This window comes from Arenimonas alkanexedens (genome assembly GCF_054781355.1).
In genome coordinates this window covers 299,334-323,894 of sequence record NZ_BAAGUO010000001.1, presented here as the reverse complement: position 1 = coordinate 323,894, position 24,561 = coordinate 299,334, and the positions used below count along the sequence as shown (strand labels likewise).

22 protein-coding genes are annotated in these 24,561 nt (G+C 69.7%); 3 read left to right on the top strand and 19 right to left on the bottom strand.

Going from position 1 to position 24,561, the window contains the following annotated elements:
• Positions 1 to 7: 7 nt before the first annotated feature.
• From ACYVGY_RS01495 to gspE, 14 genes are read right to left on the bottom strand one after another with little or no spacing between them, the layout of a single operon-like run.
• Complete coding sequence (locus ACYVGY_RS01495; protein WP_460455720.1) at positions 8 to 862, bottom strand: glycosyltransferase family 2 protein; 855 nt, start codon at positions 860 to 862, stop codon at positions 8 to 10.
• Positions 859 to 2,052, bottom strand: a complete 1,194-nt coding sequence (locus ACYVGY_RS01490) for an ABC transporter ATP-binding protein (protein WP_460455719.1) — start codon at positions 2,050 to 2,052, stop codon at positions 859 to 861. Before ACYVGY_RS01490 ends, ACYVGY_RS01495 begins: the two co-directional genes overlap by 4 nt.
• A complete protein-coding gene (locus tag ACYVGY_RS01485) occupies positions 2,049 to 2,819 on the bottom strand; it encodes an ABC transporter permease (RefSeq protein WP_460455718.1) in 771 nt (256 codons plus the stop codon). The genes ACYVGY_RS01490 and ACYVGY_RS01485 overlap by 4 nt, the downstream gene beginning before the upstream one ends.
• Before the next feature lie 7 nt (positions 2,820 to 2,826).
• Positions 2,827 to 4,998, bottom strand: a complete 2,172-nt coding sequence (gene gspD, locus ACYVGY_RS01480) for a type II secretion system secretin GspD (RefSeq protein WP_460455717.1) — start codon at positions 4,996 to 4,998, stop codon at positions 2,827 to 2,829.
• Positions 4,999 to 5,002: 4 nt separating this feature from the next.
• Positions 5,003 to 5,785, bottom strand: coding sequence for a hypothetical protein (locus ACYVGY_RS01475; protein ID WP_460455716.1), 783 nt, complete (start codon positions 5,783 to 5,785; stop codon positions 5,003 to 5,005).
• The gene (gene gspM / locus ACYVGY_RS01470; protein WP_460455715.1) at positions 5,782 to 6,372 is read right to left on the bottom strand and encodes a type II secretion system protein GspM; all 591 of its coding nucleotides are present in this window, start codon (positions 6,370 to 6,372) and stop codon (positions 5,782 to 5,784) included. The genes ACYVGY_RS01475 and gspM overlap by 4 nt, the downstream gene beginning before the upstream one ends.
• Complete coding sequence (locus tag ACYVGY_RS01465; protein WP_460455714.1) at positions 6,369 to 7,478, bottom strand: PilN domain-containing protein; 1,110 nt, start codon at positions 7,476 to 7,478, stop codon at positions 6,369 to 6,371. Before ACYVGY_RS01465 ends, gspM begins: the two co-directional genes overlap by 4 nt.
• Entirely contained in the window at positions 7,478 to 8,359 is an 882-nt protein-coding gene (locus ACYVGY_RS01460; protein ID WP_460455713.1) for a type II secretion system minor pseudopilin, read from the bottom strand. Before ACYVGY_RS01460 ends, ACYVGY_RS01465 begins: the two co-directional genes overlap by 1 nt.
• Positions 8,356 to 9,024, bottom strand: a complete 669-nt coding sequence (locus ACYVGY_RS01455) for a prepilin-type N-terminal cleavage/methylation domain-containing protein (protein ID WP_460455712.1) — start codon at positions 9,022 to 9,024, stop codon at positions 8,356 to 8,358. Before ACYVGY_RS01455 ends, ACYVGY_RS01460 begins: the two co-directional genes overlap by 4 nt.
• A complete protein-coding gene (locus tag ACYVGY_RS01450; protein WP_460455711.1) occupies positions 9,021 to 9,473 on the bottom strand; it encodes a type IV pilus modification PilV family protein in 453 nt (150 codons plus the stop codon). The genes ACYVGY_RS01455 and ACYVGY_RS01450 overlap by 4 nt, the downstream gene beginning before the upstream one ends.
• On the bottom strand, positions 9,470 to 9,922 hold the full coding sequence (gene xpsH, locus ACYVGY_RS01445) for a type II secretion system protein XpsH (protein ID WP_460455710.1): 453 nt from the start codon (positions 9,920 to 9,922) through the stop codon (positions 9,470 to 9,472). Before xpsH ends, ACYVGY_RS01450 begins: the two co-directional genes overlap by 4 nt.
• Before the next feature lie 22 nt (positions 9,923 to 9,944).
• A complete protein-coding gene (gene gspG, locus ACYVGY_RS01440) occupies positions 9,945 to 10,361 on the bottom strand; it encodes a type II secretion system major pseudopilin GspG (protein ID WP_460455709.1) in 417 nt (138 codons plus the stop codon).
• A 14-nt stretch (positions 10,362 to 10,375) separates the two neighbouring features.
• The gene (locus ACYVGY_RS01435; RefSeq protein WP_460455708.1) at positions 10,376 to 11,587 is read right to left on the bottom strand and encodes a type II secretion system F family protein; all 1,212 of its coding nucleotides are present in this window, start codon (positions 11,585 to 11,587) and stop codon (positions 10,376 to 10,378) included.
• A 4-nt stretch (positions 11,588 to 11,591) separates the two neighbouring features.
• The gene (gene gspE / locus ACYVGY_RS01430; RefSeq protein ID WP_460455707.1) at positions 11,592 to 13,319 is read right to left on the bottom strand and encodes a type II secretion system ATPase GspE; all 1,728 of its coding nucleotides are present in this window, start codon (positions 13,317 to 13,319) and stop codon (positions 11,592 to 11,594) included.
• A 99-nt stretch (positions 13,320 to 13,418) separates the two neighbouring features.
• Between gspE and ahr the strand changes: the two genes are divergently transcribed.
• Positions 13,419 to 14,435, top strand: a complete 1,017-nt coding sequence (gene ahr / locus ACYVGY_RS01425; RefSeq protein WP_460455706.1) for an NADPH-dependent aldehyde reductase Ahr — start codon at positions 13,419 to 13,421, stop codon at positions 14,433 to 14,435.
• Between the two features lie 45 nt (positions 14,436 to 14,480).
• Here the strand turns inward: ahr and purL are convergent, their stop codons facing one another.
• From purL to xerD, 3 genes are all read right to left on the bottom strand, one after another.
• Complete coding sequence (purL, locus tag ACYVGY_RS01420; protein ID WP_460455705.1) at positions 14,481 to 18,335, bottom strand: phosphoribosylformylglycinamidine synthase; 3,855 nt, start codon at positions 18,333 to 18,335, stop codon at positions 14,481 to 14,483.
• A gap of 69 nt (positions 18,336 to 18,404) precedes the next feature.
• Positions 18,405 to 19,202, bottom strand: a complete 798-nt coding sequence (locus ACYVGY_RS01415; RefSeq protein ID WP_460455704.1) for a thioredoxin fold domain-containing protein — start codon at positions 19,200 to 19,202, stop codon at positions 18,405 to 18,407.
• A gap of 82 nt (positions 19,203 to 19,284) precedes the next feature.
• Positions 19,285 to 20,238: a site-specific tyrosine recombinase XerD gene (gene xerD, locus ACYVGY_RS01410; protein ID WP_460455703.1), complete on the bottom strand. Its 954-nt coding sequence runs from the start codon at positions 20,236 to 20,238 to the stop codon at positions 19,285 to 19,287.
• 92 nt (positions 20,239 to 20,330) lie between these two features.
• Here xerD and ACYVGY_RS01405 point away from each other — a divergent pair, with 92 nt between their 5' ends.
• The gene (locus ACYVGY_RS01405) at positions 20,331 to 20,777 is read left to right on the top strand and encodes an RDD family protein (protein ID WP_460455702.1); all 447 of its coding nucleotides are present in this window, start codon (positions 20,331 to 20,333) and stop codon (positions 20,775 to 20,777) included.
• Positions 20,778 to 20,779: 2 nt separating this feature from the next.
• On the opposite strand, the gene lptG is transcribed toward ACYVGY_RS01405, so the two are convergent.
• Both lptG and lptF read right to left on the bottom strand, forming a co-directional pair.
• On the bottom strand, positions 20,780 to 21,877 hold the full coding sequence (lptG, locus tag ACYVGY_RS01400) for an LPS export ABC transporter permease LptG (protein WP_460455701.1): 1,098 nt from the start codon (positions 21,875 to 21,877) through the stop codon (positions 20,780 to 20,782).
• On the bottom strand, positions 21,874 to 22,956 hold the full coding sequence (lptF, locus tag ACYVGY_RS01395; RefSeq protein ID WP_460455700.1) for an LPS export ABC transporter permease LptF: 1,083 nt from the start codon (positions 22,954 to 22,956) through the stop codon (positions 21,874 to 21,876). Before lptF ends, lptG begins: the two co-directional genes overlap by 4 nt.
• A gap of 132 nt (positions 22,957 to 23,088) precedes the next feature.
• On the opposite strand from lptF, the gene ACYVGY_RS01390 reads away from it, so the two are divergent.
• Positions 23,089 to 24,561, top strand: a complete 1,473-nt coding sequence (locus ACYVGY_RS01390) for a leucyl aminopeptidase (RefSeq protein ID WP_460455699.1) — start codon at positions 23,089 to 23,091, stop codon at positions 24,559 to 24,561.

The window sequence follows — 24,561 nt, the reverse complement described above, 5'->3', positions numbered from 1 at the left end:
GCAGATGCTATCCGAACAGGTCCCGCTGCGGACCGGACGCGGCCATGGACTGCAGACGCTGCTCTAGCGCGATGCGCCGGGGCGCCAGCGGGTCGGTCATGATGAAGCGCGCCACCCGCTCGTTGTAGTCGGGCCAGCGCGCCAGCAGCCGGGCCAGGTTGTCGCCCCCCGGCGCCAGGTCCAAGGGTTCGAACGAAGCGCCACCGTGGTGGACGACATAGGCCGTGTCGCACAGCACGTTGCGCCAGCCCATGGCGGCGGCGCGCAGGCAGAAATCGTTTTCCTCGCCGTAGCCGCGACCGAAGGTCTCAGCATCGAAATCGCCAAGCTGGCGCAGCGCGGCGCGCCGAAGGAACATGCAAAAGCCCACGGCGGTTGGCAATTCCGGATACGCCGGCGCCAGAGCGGCCGCGGCTTCGGCGATGGCTTCGGGAAATTCCGGCGCCGGGTTGTTTTCGCAAAAGCGCGGCCAGGAGCAGATCTCGGCGTTGTTCGACCAGGGCGTGATGGTGGCGATGCGCGGATCGCTGGCGGCGCAGCGCAGCAGCTGGTCCAGCCAGCCGCGGGTGGTGATGGTGTCGGAATTGAGCAGCACCAGGTCGGCATCGCCGGTCTCGGCGAAGGCGGCGTTGCAGTTGGCCGGGAAGCCGAGGTTCTGCGGCCGCCGGAGGTAGCGCGCAGCCAGCGGACTGCGCTCGCACCAGCCGCGGGCCAGGGGCTCGACGCGCGGATCGGACGACGCGTCGTCCGCCAGCAGCACCGGACAGCCTGCCGGCAGGCTGCGATCGAGCGAGGCCAGGCAGGCGTCGAGCGCCTCGAGCGCGTTGTGGATCGGAACCACCACCACCGGCATCGGGTTCATTCGCCGGCTCCGCGCCAGCTGTGGGGCAGCCGGGCCAGGCCGTATTCGCGCGCAGTGCCGGTCACGGTGACCTCGCGATCCAGGGTGTCGAACAGCCGCAGGCCTTCATCATCGAGCGCACTCGCGCGCAGGCGATAGCTGCCCGGCAGCAGCGTCAGCGGTTCGAATACCAGGCGGAAACGGAAGCGCCCGTCACCCAGCGGCTCCGGCCGCACGCCGTCCATTTCCGAGCTGACGCCATAGACGGGCGTGCCGTCGGCGCGAACCCAGCCATTGAGCAGCACCGGCGGCAGGCCGTCGCGGCTGTGGATGACGACGTCCTGTTCGAGGCGCCCGCCCATCGGAACCGACATCGCACCGCTGCCGGGCACGCCGTTGATCGCCACCGACTCGACCGAGAATTCCGTCTGCGCGGCGGCGGCCACCGGCGCCTCGCGCTCGCCGGCGCGACTGGCTTCCAGCGCGGCGAGGTAGCGTTGGCTGACTTCGAACACGTCGCCCTGCGCCTGCACCCGGCCGTCCTTGAGCCAGATCGCGCTGCGGCAAAGTTTTTGTACGTGGTACATGCTGTGCGAAACCAGCAGCAGGGTGCCGCCGCCCGCCAGGTAGTCGTCCAGCCAGTGGATGCACTTGCGCTGGAAATTCTCGTCGCCGACCGCCAGCACTTCGTCGGTGATCAGCAGCGCCGGGCGCACGGCCGCGACGATGGCGAAGCCCAGGCGCACCACCATGCCCGACGAGTAGTGCTTCACCGGCTCGTCGAGGTAGCTGCCGATGTCGGCGAAAGACTCGATTTCAGGCATCTTCGCGACCAGGGCCGCGGCATCGATGCCGTGCAGGGCCGCCGCCAAACGGACGTTGTCCCGACCGCTGAGTTCAGGATGGAACCCGGCCCCCAGTTCAAGCAGGGCGCCAATGCTGCCGCGGGTGGTCACGCTGCCGTCGCTCGGGGTCAGCACGCCGGTGATCAACTTGAGCAAGGTGGACTTGCCGGCGCCGTTCTCGCCGATGATCGCCAGCGATTCGCCGGCGCGGACTTCGAAACTGATGTCCTGCAGCACGCTCACCACGCGCCGCGGCTTGCGGCCGCGCAGCACGTCCCAGAGCGCACTGAGGCGATCGCCGCGATGGCCGAGCACCGGATAGCGCTTGGCCAGGCCCTGCGCCTGCACCAGCGGCTCCTTGCTCACAGGAAGTCCTCGAGGTGGCTGCGGGCGCGGCGGAACAGCGCATTGGCGAGCAGAAGCAGCACCAGCGCCAAGCCCAGCGACACGCCCAGCATCGTCCAGTCCACGGCTTGGCCGGTGAGCGCGCGGCGAACACTTTCCACCGGCACCGCCAGCGGATTGAGCGCCAGCCAGCCGGCGGCGGTCGGCGGCAGCAGGCTGCGGTCGTACAGCACCGGCGTCATGAAGAAGCCCAGCATCAGCACCTGGCCGGTCACCGCGGCGATGTCGCGCAGGAAGACCTGCAGCACGGCCAGCAGCCGCGCCGCCGCCAGCGCATGCACGCAGATGACCGCCAGGGCCGCCAGGGTCGCGGGCAGTCCCTGCACCTCCAGCCCGACGCCGAACAGCAGCAGCACGGCCAGCACCAGCACCAGCCCCGCGAGGTCAATCAGCACGCTGGCCACCACCCGCACGTCCACGTAAAGCCCGTGCGGTACCGCCACCTTGCCGATCAGCGACGCGTTGTCGGTGAGCGCGGTGACCCCGCGGTTGGCCGCATTGGAAAAGAGGTTCCAGGGCCATAGCCCCAGCGCCAGGAAGGCGCCATAGGGCAGGTCGCCGCCCTGCGCGCGCGCCGGCAGCAGATGGCCGAATACCCAGGCCAGCACCGCCAGCTGCAGCAAGGGCAGCAGCAGCAACCAGGCGGTGCCCAGCAGACTGCCGCGGTATCTCTCCTCGAGCTCGCGGCGCAGCAGCTCGCGAAAGACGGCGGATGCGGCGGGAACCATGGCGAAATCAGTCAGCGTCGCGCGGCTTGCCCAGCGGCTCCAGCGCGCGGAAGCGCTCGCCGTACTCGTCGGTGAGCTTGCGGGCCTCGGCCGGGTCGCGGATCACCCGCGGCGTGACCAGGATGATCACTTCCGAACGATTCGAATCCCGCGTCTGGGTGCCGAACAGACCGCCGATCACCGGCAGCCGGCTCAGCCCGGGGAAGCCGCTGCTGCCCTGGGTGCTGCCTTCGGTGATCAGGCCCGCCAACATCACGGTTTCACCGCTCTTGATGGCCGCTTCCGTGATCAGGCTGCGCTTGTTGATCGGCACGTTGCCGTTCGGATCACCGGCGCGCGGGGCACCGGGCGAACTGACTTCCTGCTCGATCTCCATGAAGACGGTGCCGTCGCGGCTGATGCGCGGGGTCACGGTCAGGATCACGCCGGTATCGAGGTACTGCACCTGGGTGAAGGTGCCGTTACCGCTGCCGGGGTCGCCCACGATCGGATTGAAGCTGGTGCTGTTGACCGGAATCTTGGTGCCGACGTCGAGCTTGGCCTCGGCGTTGTTGCGCACCACGACCGACGGCGTGGACAGCAGACGCACGTTCGATACATCGTCGAGGGCGGTAATGATGGCGGCAGCGTTTCGGCCCAGGAAGGTCCAGCCGACCCCGTCGGCGCCGATGCTGCCGGCGATGTCGCCCCAGATGTCGCGGCCCACGGCGCTGGGCAGGCCGGCGTCCACGACCGAATTCTCGAAGAACCAGTTCACGCCGTAGCTGAGTTCGCCGGTGAGCTGCACCTCGACCACCTGGGCTTCGATGTGCACCTGCAGCGGCATCACGTCCAGGCGCTCGATGGCGCGCCGGATGGATTCCCATTGGCCGGGCGTGGCCCGCACCAGCAGCGCGTTGGATTCTTCGACGGCGCTGATCGAAACATCAGCGTCGCTGCCCAGGGCGATGCCGTCGCCGCGGCCCGCGGCGGCATTGCCGCCGGCGTTGGCGGCGCGGCGGTCGGCGGCCCGTGGGCTCGGCTCGGCGCCGTCGGTTGCCGGCGTGTCGATCGAGCGGATCTGCACCGGCGCCAGGCCGGGCATGATCGACGGCGGCCCGCTGTCGCGGCGGCTGCCGGCGCCGGACTGGCCACCGAACACCTGGCTGAGCTGCTCGGCCAGGTCCACGGCCTTCATGTAGAGAACTTCATGGGTGTACAGGCGCGCGCCTTCGCCGCCACCGGCGTCGAGACGCTCGATCCAGGACCGGGCCTCGCGCAGGTAGCGCGCCTGCGGCGTGATCACCATCACCGCGTTCTGGCCCTCCAGCGGCATGAACCGGAACATGCCCGATACCGGCGTGGAGCCTTCCTCGCCGAAGATGCCGTTGAGTTCGTCCACCATCTGCGCCGCCTCGGACGACTGCAGCGGGAACACGCCCACCGACATGCCGGCCAGCCAGTCGACGTCGAAAATCTCGACCGTGCGCAGGTAGTTCTGGAGTTCGCTGCGGGTACCCGCCAGCACGATCAGGTTGCGTGACGCGTCCACGTTGACCACGGCGTTGGCACGCGCGTAGGGCTCGAGGATTTTCTTCATCTCGGCCGCGGAGATGTACTGCAGCGGCACCGCGCGCACCTCGTAGCCGCGGGCGTTGGCGGCGCCGCCGGTGCGCGGCGACAGATTGCCGGGAAGGGCTTGGTCGGCGGGCAGCACGTTGTAGCGGCCGTCGGTCCAGACCAGGCGCGCATTGTTCCAGCCCAGCACCATCTCCAGCAGGCTCAGCGCCTGGGCGGCATTGACCGGGCGCGGGGTCGCCAGCGTCACCTGGCCCTGCACGCCGGGCGCGATGACGTAGTTCTGCTGGAGCAGGTCGCCGAGGATGGCCTTGACCACCGCATGCACCGACTCGCCTTCGAAGTTGAACGTGGCTTCGCCCGGGGTGTCGATAGAAGGCGGGGCGGAAGCGGCGACGCGCTGGTTGATCACCAGACCGGTGCCGGGCGTCATCAGCGGACCGCTGGCGGCGCCAGCGGGGCCGGCCGCGGCGGGATCGTCCGCGACCACCGCGGGCGCGGGCTCGTTGGCCCGTGCGTCGGTGCCGCGCTGTATCACGGGCGCACCGACGGTGGCGCAGCCGGTCAGGAAAACGATCAGGGCGAGGCCCAGTGCGGGGGCCAGGGACGGGGTGTTCTTCATCGCTTCACTCTACCTGTTTGATCCCATCCTGCGCCGCCTGCTCCGCGGCAGCTTCAGCGGCGCGTTGGGCGCGACGGGCTTCGATCCGGCGACGGATGGCCTCGACCTGCTGTTCCGGAGTGACGGGTGCGGATTGGGTGGGCCGTTCACCGCCGCTGGAACCGGAGATGTCGGTGCTGCTGGTGGACGGGGGCGGCGGCGTCGCTGCAACGGCTTCCGCGAGGGCGAGACCGGGCGCAGGCGCCGGGCTGGGAACCGGAGCGGCAGGAGCCGCCACCTGCGTCACCGGCTCGCCGCCGGTGCCGTCGAAGACACGTAGCGCCATCTCGCGACGGCCTTCGGGGCCATCGAAAACCGCGCGCCGGGGTTCCACTTCTACCAGCCGCCAGGCCGTGCCCTCGACCAGATCGCCAAGCCGCACGCGGCGACTGCTGCGGTCGGCAGTGTGCTGCAGGATCACCAGCCGGACATCGTCTGCGATCAGTACGCTGGTCAATACCGCATCGAGCGGTGCATCACCGCTGCCGGCGCCGGCAAGCACGGCCGAGGGGCGACGATCAACGCTGAGCAGCGGACGATTGCCGATTTCCAGATAGTCGGACGCTGGCCCCAGGCGCGAGCCGACCACTTCGAGCCGGACCTGCGGCACCGGCGGCGCCAGCGACGCATTGCCCGGGTGTAGGCCAACCCGGCCGCCCAGACCCGCCAGCGCCAGCAGCAGCAGGCCCACCGCCCAGGCCGCGACGGCCGCCAGCAGCGCGCCGACCGGACGCAGGTGCGCGATCACGGCGCGGCTCCCGAGGGCGTCTGCAAATAGCCGTAGAGCTCGAAGCTGACGTCTACGCCGCCACCCTCCACGCCGGTGGTGAGGTAGCTGCGGCGCGACAGCAGATCAATGCTGTCGACGAACAGCTGCGGGCTGCCGCTCTCGAGCGAGTGCAGCACGGCGCCAAGCTCTTCCATGCCGCAGCGCAGGCGCACCTGCACCGTGGCGCGGACGAAGGGTTCCTCGACCCGGGACTCGGTGGGCGTGCGCGCGGTGATCTGGCAGCGACCCGGCTCCGGGCTCGCCTCCGCCAGCACGGCCTCGAGCCGCTGGACGAGGGCGGCGGTGGCCAGCTGCCGGTTGGTTTCGGGCAGGAATCCGGGATTGCCGCGTTCGAACTCGCGCACGCGGGCGAGCTCGCTTTCAAGCACCGGGCGCTGGGCGATCTCTTCGCGCAGGGCCAGTTCCTGGTCACGGAGTTGGGCGATCTCGCTGCCCATCGCCAGCATCGGCGCCGTCCACCACCAGTGCAGCAGCAGGGCATAGCCCAGAACCAGCGCCACCAGCACGCCGGCGAGCAATTTCAGGCGATCGGCGGCCGGCGTCATTCGGCGCCCTCCCCGCTGGCGTTGACCACCCGTGCGGTCAGCGTGAAGCGGTCCCGGCCCGTGCGCGGATCCGACTGCACCACGCCCGACAGCGCCGGATCGGTGATCAGCGGCGAAGCCTGCAGCAGCGCCACCAGGGCCGGCGCCGCACGACTCTGGCCGACCATCACCAACTGGTCGCCGCTGATCGCGAGCTTGTCGAGCGAGGTGTCGTCGGGAATGCGGCGCGTCAGCTCCTCCATCACCTCGAGCATGGTCGGACGGCTGGCGCGGGTGGCGGCGAGGAAGTTGGCGGCCTGCGCCGACGTCACCAGCTGGTTGCGCAACAGACGGGCCTCGCGGGCCTCGTCGTTGGCGCGGGACACCAGATCGCGCAGTTCGTCGCGGCGTTCGCTGCGGTTGTGCAGGGTCAGGCCCAACGTGCCCAGCAGCCCCAGCATCGCGACCGCGGCCAGCGCCAGATGCAGGCGACGGACGGGGTCGCGGCGCAGGGCGAGCGTGGCGTCGGGCAGCAGGTTCAGACCCAGGCGACGGCCGTCCGCTTCGACCACGTCAACGCCGGCCAAGCCGCGCGCCAGCGGGCCGACGGCCTCGAGTTCGGATTCCAGTCGGGCGCGCGGCAGCACCAGCAATTCCACCCGCAGCTGTTGCGCGCCCAGGTCGCGCTCGAGCACGCGACCTTCGAAGCTGACCTGATCGGCGGAGAACGGCGTTTGCCGGTCCAGCTCGAAGGCCAGCACTTCGCGCAGGCGCGGTTCGGCCGCCGCCGGCAAGGTCAACACGCGGCGCAGCACGCCGGAAGCGGGAATTAGCAGCCAGCGCGGGGTGCCGCTGGCGTCGGCGCGGGCGCGCAGGTCTTCGAGCAAGGTGGTCTCTAGCGGGACCTGGCCCAGACGGGTGTCACTACGATGGCCGGTGGCCAGCAGGGACAAGCCGCCGTCCTCCCGCCACAGGCACAGCCGCTGGGCATCGCTCGCCACCCGGTCGCGCCAGCGCGGCGGCAGCGTCCACAGCAGGGCGTCGCGCAAACGGCCCGGCAGCGTGCTTCGCGCCAGGCGCAGCTTCAGCGGGTCCAGCAGGTTGGCAAGGCGATTGGCGGCGGGCATCAGTAGGGGTCTCCCGTCCGCCAGGCAAGGGGGGCATACAGGTTTCCGAAGCCCGACGCTGCGCCGATGCGCAGCGTGGCATGGACCTCGAACAGGGTGCCGTCCGGACGGGTGGCGCGGCTGGCAACACTATACGTACCCGACCCGTTCACGGCGAGGGTGCTGCCGTCCGGCAGTTGCGGCAGCGGCAGCCCGGGACGCCAGGCCTGGCGCAACGCCAACAGCTCGGCCGCCTGCGCCGGGCTCAGCCCCATCGCCTGCAGCACCGGCAGCTGGGCCAGGCTCGGATCAGGCTGGGGCATCCCGGTGTAAATAGTGACGTGCGGGACCAGCAGCCGATACGTCGCCAGGTCCATGCCCAGCAGCTGCTGCAGCTCGCCGAGCGTGGTGAAGGGTTGGTCCTTGGCCCCGTACTCCAGGCCAGCCGCCGCGTAGTCGCGGTCTTCGGCGCCACCCGCCACGGCCAGCAGACTGTCGTTGTCGCGCCAGTCCTGGATCACCCCGCCCAGCCGTTCGGCGCGCGCGGGCTCGACCCCCAGCCAGCCCATCAGCGCCGACAGCTGGCCGGCGTCGGCGGCGTTGAGGTCCATCTTGCCCGCCTCGTCCTGCACCAGAACCTCGACCTGGAAGCCGTCGAAGGTGAAACGCTGCGGGCGGCCGTCCGGCACCCAGCGTGCGGCCGGATCGGTCTCGACCAGACGCAGGCTGGCCAGCTCGATGCCAGCCTCGGCGGCCAGCCGCGCCGCGACCTGCTGACGCAGCGCACTGCCCTGCAGCGCCTCGGTGCGGGTACCCAGCGCGAATACGGCAATCAGGCCTGCCATCAGCATCAGCATCCAAAGCACCAGCAGCAGGGCGGCGCCGCGCGCGGAACGACTCACTGCGCTTCCTCCCGCGCGGGGTCGTCGGCGCGCGCGGGGGCCCAACCGGCTGCCGCAGCCGCCGCCTGGCGCGGCGCGACCAGCAAGGTCGGAAACTGCGCGCGCTCATCGCCCATGCGCAGCTCCAGCCGCACCAGCCGCGGCATGCTGTCGGGCGTGTCCCAGCGCGCGGTCCAGGCCCCAGGGCGGCCATCCTGGTCAAGGGTGCGGAACCCGAAGCCGCCATCAGCGATACCTTCGAGCAAGATCTCTGGCTCGCGCTCGTTCGCCAGCGGGCCATCGGGCGTGAGCAACTGGTGTTCGAACTCCAGCCGCAGGCCGTCGCGGCCGCGCACCAGCCGGAAGGTCTGCAGGTGCGGCCCGCCGTGGGACAAGTAGCCGGGCATCGGCGCCACCAGCTGCATTTCATCCTTGTCGGCCACAAACATGATGGTGCGGCCGGTGCTGCCGTCAATCTCGATCGGCAGCGGCAGCGCGTCCTCCACCTGACGGCGCAGGAACGACTGCACCGCGCGCAGGCGTTCGTTTCTTTGCGCCATGTCTTCCGCGCGGCCGGTGGCGACGGTGGCGTTGCGCAGCGTGGCGAAGGCCAGCGCAATGCCGGCCGCCAGCAAGGCGGTGGCCAGCAGCACTTCGATCAGGCTGAAGCCGCGGCGTGCGTTCATTGCAGCACCTGGTCGGCGGTCGGATAGCGCGCGCGCAGGGTGGCAAACCTCAGGCGCCGCGGCACGTCGTCGGCGCCCCAGCTGACGTCGAGCTGGATCCGATAGAGCAGCGGACCGCCCACCGGCTGCAGGCCCACGGTTTCGATCGGCAGCACGTCGGGGCCGGACTCGGCGCGCGGGGCGGGGTCTTCGGTCTCGGTGATCTCGAGCTCCCAGCGATAGCGACCGCCGTCGAATTCACCGCGCGACTGCCCCGGCTCGATCGGCTCGAGTACGCCCACTTCGTCCAGCAGCGACTGTGCGTGCAGCGTGGCCTCGGTGGCGTCGCCGGCGCCGCGCACCTGTGCGAGACCTCCGCTGAGGATGGCGATCAGGATGCCCAGCCCGACCGACAGCAGGGCAAAGGCAAGGATGACCTCGAGCAGACTGAAGCCGCGCTGGCGCCTCATGGCTCGCCCTCGCCGCGGTGCAACTGCACCTCGCCGGTCAGCCAGGCCACGTCCACGCGCCAGGCGGCTTCGCCGCTGCGCAGCACCACGCGGCCGCCGGTGGCCGCGCCTTCGGGAAAGAAACGGATGGCCGCCACCTGCGGCGACTCAAGCTCTTCACGGGCGCCGGTGACTTCCAGCGAAATGCCGGCGGGCACTTCCCCGGTATGTTCGCCGGCGCCGCGCCAGCGCTTCTCGCCGACGTCGATCCGGAATACCTGTTCGCGGCCGGTGGCGATGGCCTGGGCGCGGGTGAAACGCAGCTCGGCCGCCAGCGCCTTGGCCGTGCCGCGCAGTTCCTGGCCCGGCATGCCGCGACCGATCGCCGCCAGGCCCAAGGCTGCGAGCGCGGCGATGAGCACCATCACCACGATCAGCTCCACCAGCGAAAAGCCGTGGGGGCGCTTCATCGGCGGCGTCCCGGGCCGGCGCTCAGGGCCGGCGGATGTCCTGGTTGACGCTCTCGCCGCCGGCCTGGGTGTCGGCACCCAGGCTCACCAGTTCAAACGGACCGTTCGCGCCCGGGCGCTTGAACTCGATCGGCGTGCCCCAGGGATCCTTGAGCTCTTCGGCGCGCGCATAGGGGCCGAGCCAGTTGCTGGTGCCGGTGGAGGTGACCAGCTGTTCCAGCGAGTCCGGCAGCTTGCCGGTGTCCATGCGGAACTGGTCAATCTTGCCGGCCAGGGTCACCAGCTGGGTTTCGGTGATACGCACGTTGGCGCGGTCCTGGCCGCCCATGATGCGGCTGGTGATCAGGGCGAGTATCGAGCCGATCAGGACGATGACGATCATCAGCTCGATCAGGCTCATGCCGCGGGCGTGTCGGGGGGAAGCAGGAAGACGTCGCATCGGAAAGTCCCTGGTCAGATGGAATTGGTGAGGTCGTAAATAGGAAGCAGCACGGACATCATGATGGCGCCGACGATGAGCGTCATCAGCACGGTCAGCGCCGGCACCAGCGCAGCGAGCAGGCGGTCGAGCGCGTTCGCGGTTTCCTGGTCGAAGGTATCGGCCGCCTTGAGCAGCATCGCGTCAAGCTCGCCCGACTCCTCGCCAACCTGGATCATGTGCACCGCCAGCCGCGGGAAAACCTTCTGCCGGCCCAGGGCATAGCCCAGGCCACTGCCGGTCTTCACCTCTTCAGCCGCAGCCTCGACGGCTTCGGCCAGTACCCGGTTGGACAGCACCGGGCGGGAAAGGTTCAGGGCCGCCAGCAGCGGCACGCCGTTGCGCACCAGGGTGCCCAGGGTCCGCGCCAGGCGCGCGGTGTCGAGCTTGGCGACCAGATCGCCCGGGAATTTGTGCCTGAGTACGCGTGCGTCAAGGGCGCGGCGCACGCGCGGGTCGTTGAACCGCATCGCCGCCCAGGCCGCCGTGCCCAGCGCCAGCAGCAGCAGCGCCCACCACCAGCTGCGGATGAACAGGCTGGTCTTGAGTACCGCCAGCGAATACCAGGGCAGCTGGGCGTTCATGCTTTCGAACAACGCCTGGAACTGCGGCACCACGAAGGCCATCAGGAAGGTGATGGAAGCGAACACCAGCACGGTGAGGATTGCCGGGTAGATCATCGCGTTCAGTACGCGTGCGCGAAGTACGGCGCTTCGCTCCAGGTAGTCGGCCAGGCGGCGCAGGCTTTCGTGCAGGTTGCCGCCGGCTTCGCCCGCGCGCACCAGGTTCACGTACAGGCGGGAGAACAGGCCGTGCTGCTGCTCAAGCGCGGTGGACAAGGGCGTACCGCCGCGCACCGCTTCCCGCACGCGCTCGACCACGCGCCGTGCCTCGGGCGTGTCCGGAAGCTCGAGCAAAATCCCCAGTGCGCGATCGAGCGGCTGGCCGGCGCCGAGCAGGGTCGCGAGCTGCTGGGTGAACTGCAGCACCTGCGGATCACCGAACTCCTTGCGCTTGAGCAGCGCGCCCAGGCCTTCGCCCGCGCCTTCATCGGCGCGACGCGCTTCAACCGGCAAGTGGCCCTGGTCCTGCAGCCGACTGATCACTTCCTCGGCGCTGGCGGCCTCCATCTGGCCGTCGAGGGACTCGCCGGCGCTGGACAGTGCCTTGTAGCGGAACAGCGCCATCGCCCTAGCCTTCCTGGGTCACGCGAAGGACTTCCTCGAGCGTGGTCTGGCCCTGCATCGCCTTGATCAGACCGTCTTCATACATGGTGCGCATGCCGCGTTCGCGCGCCGCTTCCTCGATCTCGCCCATGCCGGCGTGCTTCATCACCAAGCGGCGCAGGCTGTCGTCCATCACCAGGAATTCCATGATGGTGGTGCGGCCGAGATAGCCAGTCGGCGTCAGCGCCGACGGCTTCGGGCGGTAGAGATGGATCACGCCTTCGGGCTGGAACCGGCGCAGGCCGAACTCTTCCACCACTTCGGGCAGCGCCTCGTATTTTTCCATGTGCGTCGGCTCGATCCGGCGCACCAGGCGCTGGGCCAGGATGCCGTTCACGGTGGACGTGAGCAGGTAGTCCTCGACGCCCATGTCCATCATGCGGGTGATGCCGCCGGCGGCGTTGTTGGTATGCAGGGTGCTGAGCACCAGATGGCCGGTGAGCGCGGACTGGATGGCGATGCGCGAGGTTTCAAGGTCGCGCATTTCGCCAATCATGATGATGTCCGGGTCCTGGCGAACGATGCTGCGCAGGGCGTGGGCGAAGTCCAGGCCGATCTGTGGCTTGGCCTGGATCTGGTTGATGCCCTCGATCTGGTACTCGACCGGGTCCTCGACGGTAATGATTTTCACGTCGGGCGTGTTGAGCTGGCTAAGCGCAGCGTACAGCGTGGTGGTCTTGCCCGAGCCGGTGGGGCCGGTGACCAACAGGATGCCGTGCGGCTGCTCGAGCACCTTCATGAACTGGCCGAGGAATTCGTCGGTGAATCCCAGGGCCTTGAAGTCGAGCACCACGGATTCGCGATCGAGCAGGCGCATCACCACGCTTTCGCCGTGCGCGGTGGGCACGGTGCTCACGCGCAGGTCCAGCTCCTTGCCCTGCACCCGCACCATGATGCGGCCGTCCTGCGGCAGCCGGCGCTCGGCGATGTTGAGCTTGGCCATGATCTTGATGCGCGAGATCACCGCGGCGGTGAGGTTGGCTGGCGGCGATTCCGACTCTTCGAGCACGCCATCGACGCGATAGCGCACTTTCAGGCGGTTCTCGAAGGGCTCGATGTGGATGTCGGAAGCGCGCAGTTCGACCGCACGCTGGATCACCAGATTCACCAGGCGGATGACCGGCGCCTCGGACGCGAGGTCGCGCAGCTGCTCGACGTCGGCTTCGTCGCCGCCGGACTCGTCGCCCAGGTTCTCGACGATGGTGCCCATGGCGGATCGGCCGGTGCCGTAGTAGCGCTCGATGAGGTCGGCAACCTCGGCGCGCAGGCCCACCTTCATCCGCACGGCGCGCCCGGTGGCCAAGGCCACCGCTTCGGCGGCATACGGATCCTGGGGGTCGGCGACCAGCAGCTCGACGTAGTCCTCGCCCTCGCCGACCGGACACACGGCGAGCTGCTTGAGGAAACGCAGCGACAGGTGCACGCCCGCGGGCGGCGCGTCGGGGCAGTCCTTGGCGGCCACCAGCGGCAGGTCCATGACCTCGGCGGCGGCTTCGGCCATGTCGCGCTCGGACACCATGCCCAGCCGCACCAGCAGCGCCGCCAGCGAACCGCCCGCCTCGGCCTGCAGGCGCTGGGCGCGGGCGAGGTCGCCTTCCTTCAGGCGGCCACGCGCGGACAGGGCCGCGGCGATCCGGCTGTCGGCGGTTTCCATCGTTTCGTTAAGGACCGAGGCCACGGCGGCTCCCTGCATGACTACTCCCGGAATTTAGCAGGTCGGGCCGCCCCGGCGCGCCCCTCACGCGCGGCGGCGTATCGTTGGCGGTTATTCCCATCCCCCAAAGGATTCGCCATGACCAAGATCCGTGCCTGGGCCGCGCCCACCGCTGGCGCCGCGCTGGAAGCCTTCGAATACGACCCCGGCCCGCTGGGCGCCGAGGACGTCGAAATCGAGGTTGAACACTGCGGTATCTGTCATTCCGACCTGTCGCTGCTCGACAACGAATGGGGTTTCACCCAGTACCCGTTCGTACCGGGCCACGAAGCCGTCGGCCGCGTGGTGGCCATGGGACCGCAGGCCAAGGGCGTGGCCATGGGCCAGCGCGTCGGCCTGGGCTGGAATGCCCGCAGCTGCCTGCACTGCGAACAATGCCTGGCCGGTCGCCAGCACCTGTGCGTGTCGCTGCAGCCGACGCTGGCCGGCCGCCACGGTGCCTTCGCCGACCGCGTGCGCGCGCACTGGGTCTGGGTGATGCCCCTGCCCCCCGGGCTTGACCCGCGCGAAAGCGGCCCGCTGCTGTGCGGTGGCATCACCGTGTTCGCACCGCTGCGCGAGCTCAACATCTCGCCCACGGCGCGGGTCGGCGTGGTCGGCATTGGCGGCCTGGGCCATTTGGCGCTGAAGTTCTGCAAGGCCTGGGGCTGCGAGGTCACGGCCTTTACCTCCAGCCAGTCCAAGGCCGAGGAAGCGCGCGCATTCGGCGCCCATCGAGTCGTGTCCACCGGCGATGCCAAGGCGCTGGCGGCGCTGGCCGGGCAGTTCGACCTGATCATCGACACCGTGAACGTGTGCCTGGACTGGGACGGCCTGCTGGCGGCGCTGGCGCCAGAAGGCCGGCTGCACGTGGTGGGCGCGGTGCTTGAGCCGATCCCGGTGCCGGCGTTCTCGCTGATCATGGGTCAGAAATCGGTGTCGGGTTCGCCGACGGGTTCGCGCGGCGGCATCGACGCCATGCTGGGCTTCGCGGCGCGCCACGGCGTGCTGCCCCAGACCGAACATTTCCCGATGAGCCGGGTGAACGAGGCGCTCGATCACCTGCGCGCCGGCAAGGCACGCTACCGCATCGTGCTCGACGCCGACTTCAGCTGACGCCAGCGGAAAACGGGGTGCGCAGCGCGCGCACCCCGTCGTGACTCAGTCAACCCAGACGCGGGCATTGCGGAAGATCCGCATCCAGGGCGAATCCTCGCCCCAGCCGGCCGGGTGCCAGCTCATCTGCAGCGTGCGGAACACGCGCTCGGGGTGCGGCATCATCAGCGTGGCGCGGCCGTCGCGGCTGGTGAGGCCGGTGACGCCGGCCGGAGAGCCGTTCGGATTGGCCGGATAGGCGTCCGTGACCTGGCCGAAGCCGTCAACGAAGCGCAGCGCGACCTGCGCTTCGTCGGCGTGGCCCGGCGCGTCGAAGCGGGCCTGGCCCTCGCCGTGGGCCACCACCACCGGAATCCGCGAACCGGCCATGCCGGCGAACAGGATCGAAGGCGAGTCCTGCACTTCGACCTGGGCCAGGCGGGCCTCGTACTGTTCACTGCGGTTGCGCAGGAAGCGCGGCCAGTGCTCGGCACCGGGCACCAGGCCCTTGAGCTGGGCCAGCATCTGGCAGCCGTTGCACACGCCCAGGCTGAAGCTGTCTGCGCGCTCGAAGAAGCGTGCGAACTGCTCGCGCAGGTCGGGCCGCTCGAGGATGGACGTGGCCCAGCCGCGGCCGGCGCCCAGCACGTCGCCGTAGCTGAAGCCGCCGCAGGCCGCCAGGCCCTTGAACGCATCCAGCCGGGTGCGGCCGCTGATCAGGTCGGACATGTGCACGTCCACGGCGGTGAATCCGGCGCGGTCGAACGCCGCCGCCATTTCCACCTGGCCGTTGACACCCTGCTCGCGCAGGATCGCCACGCGCGGACGCACGCCGGTGTGGATCCAGGGCGCGGCAACGTCCTGGGCCGGGTCGAAGGAGAGTTTCGGCACCAGGCCGGGATCGGCGAAGTCCAGGCGCGCGTCACGCTCGGCGTCGGCGCCGGCGGGGTCGTCGCGCAGGGCCTGGATCGCGTGCGTCACCGACCACCAGGCGCCGAACAGCGCCTGCCAACTCCATTCGGCCAGCACCTGCGGACCGTCGCTGACGCGCACCATCGGCACCGAGCTCGGCCGGCCGATGCGCTGCGCACAATGGGTCAGCTGGTGGCGGTTGACCAGGTCGGCGAAGGCCACGCGGTCTTCGGCGGCAATCTGCACCACCGCGCCCAGCTCTTCGTTGAACAGCGTGGTGAACGGATCTTCGCCCCAGCCTTCGAGGTTGATCTCGAGGCCGCAGTGGCTGGCGAACGCCATCTCGCAAAGCGCGGCGAACGCGCCGCCGTCGGAGCGGTCGTGGTAGGCCAGCAGCAGGCCATCGGCACGCGCCGCCTGGATCAGCGAGAAGAAGTCGCGGAGCCGCTCGGGTTCGTCCAGGTCGGGACTGGCGCCGCCGAAGCTGGAATGCACCTGGGCCAGGATCGAACCGCCCATGCGTCGGGCGCCTGCGCCCAGGCCGATCAGCCAGATCTCGGATTCGCCGCTGCGGTCGAGCACCGGCACCAGAGTCTGGCCGGCGTCCGCCACGCGCGCGAACGCAGTGATCACCAGCGACACCGGCGACACCGATTTCTGCGGACCTTCCGGCGCCTGCCACTGCGCCTGCATGGACAGCGAGTCCTTGCCGACCGGGATCGAGATGTCCAGCTCCGGACACAGCGCCATGCCCACGGCCTTGACGGCGTCGAATAGCAGCGCGTCCTCACCCGGGAACGAGGCGGCGGCCATCCAGTTGGCCGACAGCTTCACTTCCGAGAGCGAAGCAACGTCGGCGGCGGCCAGGTTGGTGATCGCTTCGCCCACGGCCATGCGCGCCGAAGCGGCGGCGTCGATCAGGGCCAGCGGGGTGCGTTCGCCGATCGCCATCGCTTCGCCGGCGACGACGTTGAAACCGGTCAGCGTGACCGCGACGTCGGCCAAGGGCAGCTGCCAGGGCCCGACCATCTGGTCGCGCGAGCACAGGCCGCCGACGCTGCGGTCGCCGATGGTGACCAGGAAGTTCTTGGACGCCACGGTGGGATGCGCCATGACGCGCAGGCCGGCTTCGTGCAGCTCGAGCTTGGCCACGTCCAGGCGCGGCCAGCGGCTGGCGGGCGGACGCTGGGTGTCGCGGTGCATCTGCGGCGAGTTGCCAAACAGCACGTCCATCGGCAGATCAATCGGATGGCTGCCGTCGGGCGCCTTGAGCACGAGGCGTTCCTCTTCGGTGGCGAAACCGACCACCGCGAACACGGCGCGCTCGCGCCGGCAGATCGCCTCGAAGTCGGCGATGCGGTCGGCGCCGACGCCGAGCACGTAGCGCTCCTGCGCTTCGTTCGACCACAGCTGCATCGGCGACAGCGACGGATCGTCGCTGGGGATCTTCGCCATCTCGATCACGCCGCCGACGTTGGAGTCGTGCAGCAGCTCGGGAATGGCGTTGGACAGGCCGCCGGCGCCGACGTCGTGCGCGGTCAGGACCGGGTTGTTCTCGCCTTGGGCGAAACAACGATCAATGACTTCCTGGCAGCGACGCTGCATCTCGGGGTTGTCGCGCTGCACCGAGGCGAAGTCGAGGTCTTCCGAACTCTGGCCGGCATCCACCGACGAGGCGGCGCCACCGCCCAGGCCGATCAACATCGCCGGACCACCCAGCACCACCACCGCATCGCCCGGGCGCAGGTCGAGCTTCTTGACCTGGCCGCGATCCATGGCACCGAGGCCGCCGGCCAGCATGATCGGCTTGTCGTAGGCACGGGTCAGGCCCGGCTGGTCGGTGGGCTGCTCGAAGCTGCGGAAATAGCCGGTCAGCGCCGGACGACCGAATTCATTGTTGAACGCCGCGGCGCCGATCGGACCTTCGGTCATGATCTCCAGCGCCGTGGCCATGCGCGGGTTCAGCGGGCGCGCGGCTTCCCAGGGCCGCGGCAGCGACGGTATCCGCAGGTGCGACACCGAGAAGCCGGTCAGGCCGGCCTTGGGCTTGCCGCCGCGGCCGGTGGCACCCTCGTCGCGAATCTCACCGCCCGAGCCGGTGGCCGCGCCGGCAAACGGCGAGATCGCGGTGGGATGGTTGTGGGTCTCGACCTTGATGCAGAACGCCGAGTCCATGGGCGCGCTGTGGCCGTATTCGCCACTGCCGGGCTCGGCCCGGAAGCGCGCGGCCGGATGGCCTTCGACCACCGCGGCGTTGTCCTTGTAGGCGCTGAGCGTGAGCTGCGGCGACTTCGCATGCGTGTTCTTGATCATGCGGAACAGGGACAGCGGCTGCGGCTCGCCGTCGATGGTCCAGTCGGCGTTGAAAATCTTGTGGCGGCAGTGCTCGGAGTTTGCCTGCGCGAACATCATCAGCTCGGCGTCCGACGGGTCACGACCCAGTTCGGCATAGCGCGTCTGCAGGTACTCGATCTCGTCGGGCGACAGCGCCAGGCCGAGGCGGATGTTGGCTTGTGCCAGGCCCGCCACCGGGATCCGTTCGACCTGGCCGGCGGCCGGCTGGGCGAACAGTTTCGCGGCATCTTCGCGAACCGCGAGCAGGGACTGGGTCATCGGATCGTGCAGCGCGCGCGCCAGCTGTGGCCAGCGCGGATCAGAGGCCGGCGGCAGCCCGGCCAGATCCAGACGCAGGCCGCGTTCGACCCGCTTCACCGCCAGACCCGCGCCCTGCACGATCTCGGTGGCCTTGGTGGACCAAGGCGAGCGCGTGCCCAGGCGCGGCACCACGAAGCGCGACGCGGCGCCGTCGGCCAGCGACTCTTGGCCGGTGCAGGCTTCGAGGATGCGGCCGAGCGCCGTCAGGTCCGGCGCGGCGCCGGCTTCGGGTTCGACGAAATAGCTGTGCCAGGCCCCGGTGACCCGGAGGCCGTCGACGATCTGCTGCAGGCGATTTTGGAGACGGTCGCGCCGAAAGGGCGACAGGGCCGCGAGGCCCTCAAGGACAATCATGTCCGCACAATTCCGTGGGAAACGAGCGCCGTATTGTAGATCAAGACCGGGCCGTCGGCCCGGTTGCCGTCACTTCTCCGCCTTGGCCGCCAGTTCGTCCAGCCGGGCCAGCATGGCCGCGGGCTCCAGGTAGCCGCCCAGCTGCACGCCGTCCGGGGTGTAGATGGCCGGGGTACCGTCCAGGCCCACCCGGCGACCCAGGTCGTAGTCCATGGTCACGGGGTTGGTGCAGTCGGCCTTGGGCATGATCAAGCCGGCCTTGGAGGCGGTCAGGGCCTTGTTGCGGTCGGGCGCGCACCAGACCGAGACGGCCTTGTCGAAGGACTCCGAACCGATGCCGCCGCGCGGGTAGAACAGGTAGTCGACCGTGATGCCCAGGGCGTTGTAGTCGGCGATCTGCTCGTGCATGCGCTGGCAGTAGCCGCAGTCAATGTCGGTGAAAACCGTGACCACGTGCTTGGGCTCGGCCGCGGCGAAGGTGATCTTGCGGTCGTTGCCGATGGTGGCCAGCAGCTCCTTGCGCAGCACCGACTCGCTGGCCTGGGTCAGGCTTTCACGCGAGGCCAGGTCGAACAAGGTGCCCTGGATCAGGTACTTGCCGTCCTCGGAGACGTAGATCACCCGCCCTTCGAGCGGCACTTCGCGGAAACCCGGGATCGGCGAGGCCGTGACCTCGCCCACTTCGGCGCCCGGGGCCAGGTCGGCCAGGGCAGCGCGGATGGTGGCCTCGACGCCAGCCGGGGCCGGTGCGGCGGCGGCCGCCGGGCCGGCTTTGGCGGCTGGCGCACCGGTGGTCTGGGCCTGGGGCTCGGCGGCGCAGGCGGTCAGGCTGATCAACAGGGCAAGCGGCAGGGTACGGCGAATCATCAGGGGCGTCCTTCGAAGTCGATGCGGGTCCGACCGCAGCCGGGGCGGAAAGTTCGCTGATTGTGGCACGGTCGCCACGAACTCAGGCACGGGGGTGGTGCTGCTGGTGCAGGCGCTTGAGGCCTTCACGCGCCACCAGCGTGTAAATCTGGGTGGTCGAGAGCGAACTGTGGCCCAGCAACATCTGCAGCGCGCGCAGGTCGGCGCCGTGGTTGAGCAGGTGGGTCGCGAAGCTGTGCCGCAGGCCGTGCGGGCTGACCTTGGCCGGGTCCACGCCGGCCACGGTGGCCAGGCGCTTGACCACGTTCCAGAACTGCTGGCGACTCAGTGCCTGCCCGGCGCGGCCCAGAAACAGGGGCGCCGCCGCGCGGCCGCCGGACAGCGCCGGACGCCCCTGGGCCAGGTACTGCTCCAGCCAGTGCTGGGCCTCCTCGCCCAGCGGCACCAGACGTTCCTTGCTGCCTTTGCCCATCACCCGCACCACGCCCTGGCGCAGGTTCAGTGCCGTCGCCGGCAGGTTCACCAACTCGCTTACGCGCAGCCCGGTGGCGTACATCAGCTCGACCATGGCCCGATCACGCAGGCCGGCCGGAGCGACGACGTCGGGCGCGTTCATCAACGCCTCGACCTCGCTCTCGGACAAAGCCTTTGGCAGCGAACGGCGCAGCTTGGGCGGATCCAGCAGCGCGGTCGGGTCGGTTTCGCGCAGGCCCAGGCGGACCTGCTGGCCGTAGAAAGCGCGCAGCGCCGACAGCAGACGCGCATTGCTGCGGGCCGCGTAGCCTTCGGTGGTGCGGCGCGACAGGTAGTCGTAGAGAACATCGCGGTCGACGCCGGCCAGGTCCCGGCCGCGCGTACCGAGCCAGCGGGCGAGGCCGTCGAGGTCGCGCCGGTAGCTGTCGAGCGTGAGCCTGGCCAGGCCGGATTCGGCCCAGACCCGATCGAGGAAGCCGCTGATGGCGCGCTGGTCCTGCGGTGCTGCCGGCGGCAGCGTCTGGGCGCGGGCGCGACGATCGGCGGGGCAGGTACTTGGCATGAAGGCAGGATAGCCCAGCGGCGCACGGCAATGAACGATATCGAGGCTGTCGAACAGCTGGCCCGCGCCGGCCGGTCCGCTATGCTTATCCGATGCCCGACCACGCCCTCACCGCCGCCCTGCCCGCCCACCTCGGCTGGCGCCTGCTGGCCCTCGTCTACGACACGATGCCCAATATCGCGCTGTGGTTCGCGGTCAGCGGAGTGGCGCTGGTGCTGACGCCGGACCACACCGCCTTCGCGCCCTGGAGCCTGGGCCAGCTGGTGCTGTGGCTGGCCTGCGCCACGATCAGCGGCGTTTACGCCGTGCTGTCCTGGCAGCATGCCGGGCAAACCCTGGGCATGCGGCCCTGGCGACTGAAAGTCACCACGCCCGACGGTCGGCTGGCACCGACGGGAAAGCTTTGGCTGCGCTACGCCGTGGCGATCATCTCGCTGGCCGCCGGTGGCTTGGGCTTCTTGTGGTCGCTGGTGGATCGCGAACGCCGTACCTGGCACGACCTGGCCAGCGGCACGGTATTGGTGCGCCTGTCGCGCTGAGCCTATTCGCGCCGGGCGAATAAACCCCAGCACAGACTCAGCAGCGCCAGCGGCGGCAACAAGTAGGCAAGGCGCGCATCAAAGTCGTAAACATCCGACAGGCTCACCACCAGTCGCTGCGCCAGCAGGTAGGCGACGCCGATGACGATGGCGATGAACAACCGCTTGCCGAAGCCGCCCGAACGCAGTGAGCCGAAGGCGAAGGGCAGCGCCGCCAGGCACAGCACCGCCACGTTCACCGGGTAGAACCAGCGCGCCCAGTAGGCGTTGCGGAACACCTTGGCGTCCAGGCCATTGCGCTCGAGATAGGCGATGTTGCGCTGCATCTCGCTGGCGCTGAGATAGCGCGGGCGCTGCGCCGCCGACGCCAACGCCTCCGCGTCGAGGCCGGTGTCCCAGCGCTCCTCGGCCACCGTTTCATTGGTCACGGCGCGACCGGTGAAGCGCGAGCGCTGCACGTCTTTCAGGCGCCAACCATCGGCGCGATGCTCGGCCAGCCGCGCCTCGGCCAGCGACACCAGCCGTCCCTCATCGTCGAATTCGAACAGGCGCACGCCCTGCAGCTCGGTCCATTCGCCGCCCTCGGCCTCACGCCGCACGCCGTTGCGGGCATTGAGGTAGACGTTGCCCTCGCGCAGCCAAAGGCCCGAGACCCGCGCGACCACCATGTCGCCGGATTTCGCGGCATTGACCACGGCCTGCGCGCTCTGTTCGCCGCGCGGCGCCACCGTCTCGGCGTTGACCATCATCAGCGCGGTCAACAGCCCCAGCGACAGCAGTGCGCCCAAACCGATGCGCAGGCGCGACATGCCGGCCGAGCGCATCGCAGTCAGTTCAGACCGCGCCGAGAGACCCCCCAGACCCAGCACGCAACCAATCAGGGCCACCGTCGGGAACAGCTCGTAAAGGCGCCGCGGCACCGTGTAGGCGGTGTAGAGCACGGCGTGACTGAGCGTGTAGCCGCCCTCGCCGATTTCGTCGAGTTCGTTGACGAAGCCAGAAATCAGGTCGAAGCCCAGCAGCACCACCCAGGTTGCCAGCGTCGTGAGCAGCACCGTGCGCGCCAGGTAAAGATCAATGATGCGCGGCCGCAGATTCACGCCGTCACCGGGCGCGGACGGCGCAGTCGGCCGTCGGTACGGAACAACCAGGCCGCCAGCAGGCCCATCGGCAGCAGCAGCCACCACAGGCCCGCCCAGGCTGGCAAAACGCCGGTCGCCAGCCAGCCCTTGCCCAGCAACAGCAAGACCATGGCATTGAGATAGATGAGCAGCGCCGCCAGCATGCGGCCATAGCGCGCCTGCCGCGGTTCGCCGCGACCCAGCGGCAGCGCCAGGAAGCCCAGCGCAAGCGTCAGCAGCGGCGTCGCCAGCCGCCAGTGCAGCTCGGCGCGGGCGCCGGCATCGTCCTGCAGCAGCAGCGCACGCGTAGCGCGCGCCTCCAGCGCGTCGGCTTCGGCATCGACCTCCCGGTCGGGCACACGCAGTTCGTTCTGCTCGAAGCGCATCAGCCGGAAGTCCTTCGAGGCCGGCGTGCCTTCGACCCGGAACCCGTCGCGCAGGCGCAGGTAACGGCCCGTGTCGGCCTCGAAGAAAATCTCGCCATGGCGGGCGGTGATGACGTCCAGACGGCCGTCGCGCTCGGACTGCACGAACAGTTGGCCAAAACGCGTGCCATCGGCGTCGAGTTCACCGACGTAAAGGATGCCGGCGCGGCCGGGCAGTTCCAGGAAGCGCCCGGCCTCTAGCCCGGCGACCAGGAAGCTGCGGTTGGCAGTCTCGATCATGTCGCGGGCGATGCGTGCACCCGACGGCGCCAGCCAGAGGGAAGACAGGGCCACGACCGCTACCACCGGCAGAGTCACCAGCAACAGCGGCCGCCAGAGCCGCTGCGGACCCAGGCCCACCGAAGAGAGCACCGCCATCTCGCTGTCGCCGTAGAGCCGGCCCACCGCCAGCAGCAGGCCGACGAACAGCGCCAGCGGCATCAGCAGCGGCAACACCTGGATCGAGCGCAGGCCCAGCTGGGACAGCAGCAGCGCCGCCGGCACCTTGCCGCGGGCGATTTCGGACATCAGGTCCACCAGCAGCCCGCCCAGCCCGACCAACAGCAGCACCGCCGCCACCGCAGCCACGCTGAGGACGAACTGGCGCAGCAGATAGCGTTCGATCAGCAGCATCCGGGGGGCGTCCTGGCCTGGGCGGGGGGTGGGCTTGGGGCTGAGTTGCTAGAATCGCGGAGTCATCACGGCGAAACGCCAGAATCGGCGTATCCGCCCCGAATCCCTTTTGATTGTACGGAATCCCAGACCATGGCCCTCGAATTTCAACTGAACCACAGCGATCCCGCCACCGCCGCCACCGATTGCCTGGTGCTCGGCCTGTTCGCCGACGGCAGCCTGTCGCCCTCGGCCCAGGCCGTGGACAAGGCCAGTGGCGGCCGGCTCAGCGCCCTCGCCGCCCGCGGCGACTTGTCCGGCAAGACCGGCCGCACCGCCCTGCTGCCCGACCTGGGCGGCGTCACCGCGCCGCGCGTGCTGGTGGTGGGCCTGGGCGATGTCGGCAAGTTCGGCGTCCCGCAGTACCTCAAGGCGGTCGCCGATGCCGTGCGCGCCCTCAAGATCGGCGCCTCCGAAAGCGCCCTGCTGACCCTGACCGAGCTGAACGTGGCCGGTCGCGACGCTGGCTGGAGCCTGCGCCAGGCCGTCATCGCCGCCGACCACGCCGCCTACCGCTACACCGCCACCCGCAGCAAACAGGACGAGGCCGGCCTGCGCCAGCTGGCGGTGCTGGGCAAGGACGCCAACCGCAGTGAGTTCGAACGCGGCGTGGCGATCGCCGCCGGCGTCGAGCTCTCGCGCGAGCTGGGCAACCTGCCGCCCAATATCTGCAACCCCGGCTACCTGGCCGATACCGCCCGCAAGCTGGCGGCTGAGCACGCCAATGTCGAGGCCGAAGTCCTCGAGCGCGCCGACATGGAAAAACTCGGCATGGGCTCGCTGCTGGCGGTCGCCCGCGGTTCGGCCAACCCGCCGCGCCTCGTGGTGCTGCGCTACACCGGCGCCGGCAAGGCCAAGCCGCATGCGCTGGTCGGCAAGGGCATCACCTTCGACTCCGGCGGCCTCAACCTCAAGGTGCAGGGCGGCATCGAGGAAATGAAGTTCGACATGTGCGGCGCCGCCACCGTCTTCGGCACCTTCGCCGCGGTCGCGAAAATGCAGCTGCCGCTGAACCTGGTGATGGTGGTGCCGGCGGTCGAGAACATGCCCGACGCCGACGCCTACCGTCCCAGCGACATCCTCACCTCGATGTCGGGCAAGACCATCGAAGTCGGCAACACCGACGCCGAAGGCCGCCTGATCCTGTGCGATGCCCTGACCTACGTGCAGAAGTACGAGCCGCAGGCCACGGTCGACGTCGCCACGCTCACCGGCGCCTGCGTGGTTGCGCTGGGCAAGTTCGCCGCCGGCCTGATGAGCAAGCACGACGACCTCGCCGACGAGCTGCTGGCCGCCGGCGACACCGTGTTCGACCGCGCCTGGCGCCTGCCGCTGTGGGACGAGTACCAGACCCAGCTGGAGTCGGCCTACGCCGACATCTACAACATCGGCGGCAAGAACGCCGGCGCGATCACCGCCGGCTGCTTCCTGTCGCGATTCACCGAAGGCCAGCGCTGGGCCCATCTGGACATCGCCGGCGTCGCCAATGGCGACGGCCGCAAGGGCATGTCCAGCGGCCGGCCGGTCGGCCTGCTGACGCAGTGGCTGATCGACCAGGCCGGCTGA

Bases quoted from the DNA above. Each gene is read 5' to 3' on its own strand.
- ACYVGY_RS01435 (WP_460455708.1), bottom strand. From the start codon at position 11,587: ATGGCGCTGTTCCGCTACAAGGCACTGTCCAGCGCCGGCGAGTCCCTC.
- ACYVGY_RS01455 (WP_460455712.1), bottom strand. From the start codon at position 9,024: ATGAACGCACGCCGCGGCTTCAGCCTGATCGAAGTGCTGCTGGCCACC.
- ACYVGY_RS01495 (WP_460455720.1), bottom strand. From the start codon at position 862: ATGAACCCGATGCCGGTGGTGGTGGTTCCGATCCACAACGCGCTCGAG.
- gspD (WP_460455717.1), bottom strand. From the start codon at position 4,998: ATGAAGAACACCCCGTCCCTGGCCCCCGCACTGGGCCTCGCCCTGATC.
- ACYVGY_RS01390 (WP_460455699.1), top strand. From the start codon at position 23,089: ATGGCCCTCGAATTTCAACTGAACCACAGCGATCCCGCCACCGCCGCC.
- ACYVGY_RS01450 (WP_460455711.1), bottom strand. From the start codon at position 9,473: ATGAGGCGCCAGCGCGGCTTCAGTCTGCTCGAGGTCATCCTTGCCTTT.
- ahr (WP_460455706.1), top strand. From the start codon at position 13,419: ATGACCAAGATCCGTGCCTGGGCCGCGCCCACCGCTGGCGCCGCGCTG.
- ACYVGY_RS01485 (WP_460455718.1), bottom strand. From the start codon at position 2,819: ATGGTTCCCGCCGCATCCGCCGTCTTTCGCGAGCTGCTGCGCCGCGAG.
- gspM (WP_460455715.1), bottom strand. From the start codon at position 6,372: ATGACGCCGGCCGCCGATCGCCTGAAATTGCTCGCCGGCGTGCTGGTG.
- xerD (WP_460455703.1), bottom strand. From the start codon at position 20,238: ATGCCAAGTACCTGCCCCGCCGATCGTCGCGCCCGCGCCCAGACGCTG.
- ACYVGY_RS01405 (WP_460455702.1), top strand. From the start codon at position 20,331: ATGCCCGACCACGCCCTCACCGCCGCCCTGCCCGCCCACCTCGGCTGG.
- lptF (WP_460455700.1), bottom strand. From the start codon at position 22,956: ATGCTGCTGATCGAACGCTATCTGCTGCGCCAGTTCGTCCTCAGCGTG.
- gspG (WP_460455709.1), bottom strand. From the start codon at position 10,361: ATGCGACGTCTTCCTGCTTCCCCCCGACACGCCCGCGGCATGAGCCTG.
- purL (WP_460455705.1), bottom strand. From the start codon at position 18,335: ATGATTGTCCTTGAGGGCCTCGCGGCCCTGTCGCCCTTTCGGCGCGAC.
- gspE (WP_460455707.1), bottom strand. From the start codon at position 13,319: ATGCAGGGAGCCGCCGTGGCCTCGGTCCTTAACGAAACGATGGAAACC.
- xpsH (WP_460455710.1), bottom strand. From the start codon at position 9,922: ATGAAGCGCCCCCACGGCTTTTCGCTGGTGGAGCTGATCGTGGTGATG.
- ACYVGY_RS01415 (WP_460455704.1), bottom strand. From the start codon at position 19,202: ATGATTCGCCGTACCCTGCCGCTTGCCCTGTTGATCAGCCTGACCGCC.
- ACYVGY_RS01465 (WP_460455714.1), bottom strand. From the start codon at position 7,478: ATGCCCGCCGCCAATCGCCTTGCCAACCTGCTGGACCCGCTGAAGCTG.